Annotated in this window: 1 protein-coding gene; it reads left to right on the top strand. The window is 67.2% G+C overall.

The features are described 5' to 3' along the window. On the top strand, nt 1-238 hold a 238-nt coding region (locus tag SB822_RS60805), incomplete at both ends, for a RelA/SpoT AH/RIS domain-containing protein (RefSeq protein WP_410859612.1).

Below are 238 nucleotides of genomic sequence, written 5' to 3'. Positions count from 1 at the left end.
AAGCACTCGCAGGAGAAGATCCTGATCAACGGCAGCGAGCGCGGCGTGGTCAGCTTCGCCAACTGCTGCCAGCCGATTCCCGGCGACGAGATCATGGGCTACCACACCGCCGGCAAGGGCATCGTGGTGCACCGGCTGGACTGCCCGAACCTGGCCGAGCTGCGCAAGTCGCCCGAGCGCTGGGTGCCGATCGACTGGGACTCCAACGTCAGCGGCGACTACGACACCGCGCTGGTGG

This window comes from Paraburkholderia sp. SIMBA_054, from assembly GCF_046534875.1.
Classification (GTDB): Bacteria; Pseudomonadota; Gammaproteobacteria; order Burkholderiales; family Burkholderiaceae; genus Paraburkholderia; species Paraburkholderia hospita.
Note: the sequence above shows the minus strand (reverse complement) of the source record. Positions and strands in the feature narration are given on the sequence as shown.